Origin of the sequence: Alkalibacter mobilis (assembly GCF_015594845.1) — a bacterium.
GTDB classification, from domain to species: Bacteria; Bacillota; Clostridia; order Eubacteriales; family Alkalibacteraceae; genus Alkalibacter; species Alkalibacter mobilis.
Genome location: NZ_JADNRK010000053.1, coordinates 1 through 2,859 on the forward strand (window position 1 = coordinate 1; position 2,859 = coordinate 2,859).

Annotated in this window: 2 protein-coding genes; both read right to left on the reverse strand. The window is 35.4% G+C overall.

All coding sequences use genetic code 11. The annotated features are described in order from the left end of the window. Nucleotides 1–146: 146 nt before the first annotated feature. Nucleotides 147–2,072, reverse strand: a complete 1,926-nt coding sequence (locus tag IWB18_RS12245; protein WP_195683905.1) for an oxidoreductase — start codon at nucleotides 2,070–2,072, stop codon at nucleotides 147–149. 80 nt (nucleotides 2,073–2,152) lie between these two features. Then, on the reverse strand, nucleotides 2,153–2,746 hold the full coding sequence (locus tag IWB18_RS12250) for a hypothetical protein (protein ID WP_195683906.1): 594 nt from the start codon (nucleotides 2,744–2,746) through the stop codon (nucleotides 2,153–2,155). Between the last annotated feature and the right edge of the window lie 113 nt (nucleotides 2,747–2,859).

The window sequence follows — 2,859 nt, forward strand, 5'->3', positions numbered from 1 at the left end:
GAAATGGACAACGGGTAAGCGATATCTTGATATGGAAGAATACCATCAACATCGATTGGCCAAAAATACCACTGTTGCTGCTTAAAAAACTAACCGAGGGAATTTACACACTTTTTCGGACTTGACTTAGACTCCTAAACTTGATTCTATTTAATGCTCATTCCTACTTCAAAACCTTCTTCGATTGCCACTAGAGCATTTGAGGTTTTTAATGCTCCCCCAATAGTTATTACATTCTTGTGTACTGATTCTAATTCATCTATAAGCGAATTATCCGGTTTATAACCCAAAGCAAGCACGATTGTTTCAGCAGGAATTGTAAATTTCCCCTGTCCGTTTTCAACCATAACACCATTATCTAAAATTTCAATGACTTTAGTTTCTGTATATCTCTTTACCTCGTATTCGTCTAAAATTTTCATCAATCCATACTTATTTACACCATTAAGTTCCTTACAAAGAATTGGCGTCATTTCTACAAGTGAGACCTCTCTTTGCTGCATTCCTAAGTGTGCTGCCGTTTCAGAACCTACTTCCCCTCCACCAGCTACAACAATTTTATCACCTGTAGCAACTTTTCCTAAAAGTACATCTTCCGCTGTAAAAACGTTAGGTTTATCTATTCCTTTAATCGGAGGAATTAGTGAACTTCCACCAGTTGCAATAATTACAACATCTGGATTCTTTTCTACAACTAACTCTTTTGTCACTTCCGTATTAAGGTGGATGTCTACTCCCAATTCATATAATTGATTGATTATCCATGTAGTAAAATTGGATAAGTCTCCTTTGCATGGAGGATATGCCGCAGATTTGAATTGACCTCCTAAATATGGTCTTTTTTCATACAAGCTTACCTTATGACCTTTTGAAGATGCAGATAAAGCAGCTTGTAACCCTCCTGGACCACCACCGGCAATTAAAACTGATTTAGGTTTTTCTACAAGAGAATAGTCAATTTCTCCTTCTCTGCCAAGGGAGGGATTTACTAAGCATTTTACAGATCCCGTTGCCAAACCTCCCATACAGCCTTGCAAACAACTAATGCAATACCTTATGGAATCTAGTTTCCCAAATTTCGCTTTATTTGGTAAATCTGGATCTGCTAAAGATCCTCTTCCCATTCCAATTATATCAGCTTTTCCCATTTCTAAAATATCTTCAGCCATTCTAGGGTCATTGATTCTATTCACTGTAAATACAGGTATTTTAACGATCTTTTTTATTTCTGCCGCATAATCTACAGTCCAGGCTTGATCAACATACATAGGAGATATTATTCCCTTATTATGATCACCATAAACACCCGATGATATATGTAAAGCATCAAAGCCCCACTCTTCAAATAATCTAGCAAGTACTCTTGTTTCTGCAATAGTCCTACCACCTTGGACTGCTTCATCCGCTGAATAACGAATGGTCACTGGAAAATCACTTCCAACTTTTGATCGAATATTTTCGATGATTTCTTTAATTATTCTTGCTCTGTTATCAAGAGGACCCCCATATTTATCAGTCCTTTTATTAACATAGTGGGATAAAAATTCAGCTAACAAATACCCATGTCCTGCATGGATTTCAACTCCATCAAAACCTGCTTTCTTTGCTCTTAGTGCAGTGTCTCCAAACTCATCTACAAACTTTTCAATTTCAGATATAGTCAATTCACGGGGAATTTGCTTATGCCATGGACAGGGTATTGCTGATGGGGCTACAGGCTGCATCCCACCGTTGACAAAAGGATTACTTTGCCTGCCTGCGTGAAATATTTGAGCAAATATTTTACTTTCATATTGATGGATAGTATCAGTTAATCGCTTATGGCTTTCAATTTGTGAATCCTCCCACAGACCTGCTGCATTTGTGAAATTCATTGCATGATCATTTATTGCATAGTCTTCTGTGATAATTAAACCCCAACCGCCTTTTGCTTTAGCTTCATGATATGCAATATATCTATCAGATGCTGTTCCGTCATCATTGCAATAATTTGCGACCATGGCTGTAACGGCTAATCTGTTAGGTATTTCACATTCATTAATCTTAATTGGTGAAAATAACTTAGTAAACATATTTAACCTTCTTTCTAAATTTTGTATACTCATAGCATAAACCCTACAAGCACTTGAAGGTCAATATGTTAATTTATAAATTAACATTTTTTTATTGGTAGCCAAAGTTCTATGTATCTATGATATCCATCAGGTTCATGCACTCGAGCAAGTAAATTTCCAGTTACATCCCCGGAGAGACTAAACTCATGATCCTTAATAAATTTTAGAGCTTTATCCAAAAGTTTATATGAGAATGTCCCTTTTTCACCAGCATCAATAATCGTATAAACAGATTGTTCACTTGTTAAGTTTTCAACCTTCTCGTTAATTGGTAACGTAAAAGCATCTATGTATTCTTTCTTTGAAGATAATCCCCAATTATAGACTTCACAATCATTACTTTTATTCCTATCTAAAATCAACTCTTTTTTTAATTCTATATGGAATTCTACGAATGGTAAGTAATTAATCCAAGCTTTAAATAAGCTTCCAATTTTGTTGTCATCTTCATACTGATCATTGAATCTGTTAATAAAATAATAAACTTCTGGACGTTGAGTTATAATGCATTCCCAAAGATCATTTTTAATACGCTTCAAGGTACTTGCATATTCCTCATTTTTTTTTGAAAGTAGTGTATAGTATTTTAATTTATCTTTAAAATACTTTTGCCTTTCATCGTAAGCGGTCAATAATCGCATGTAAACAATAAAACAAGCGGCCGGTTCATCAGAAGGCCGCCATCATGTCATCTATTATTTTTTTACGGCACAAGCCGCTTGTATTGAACTATTCCAAGGAAGCA

What these genes read in the sequence shown, in the direction of transcription:
- IWB18_RS12245 (WP_195683905.1), bottom strand. Translation starts at nt 2,072, where the DNA reads ATGTTTACTAAGTTATTTTCACCAATTAAGATTAATGAATGTGAAATA.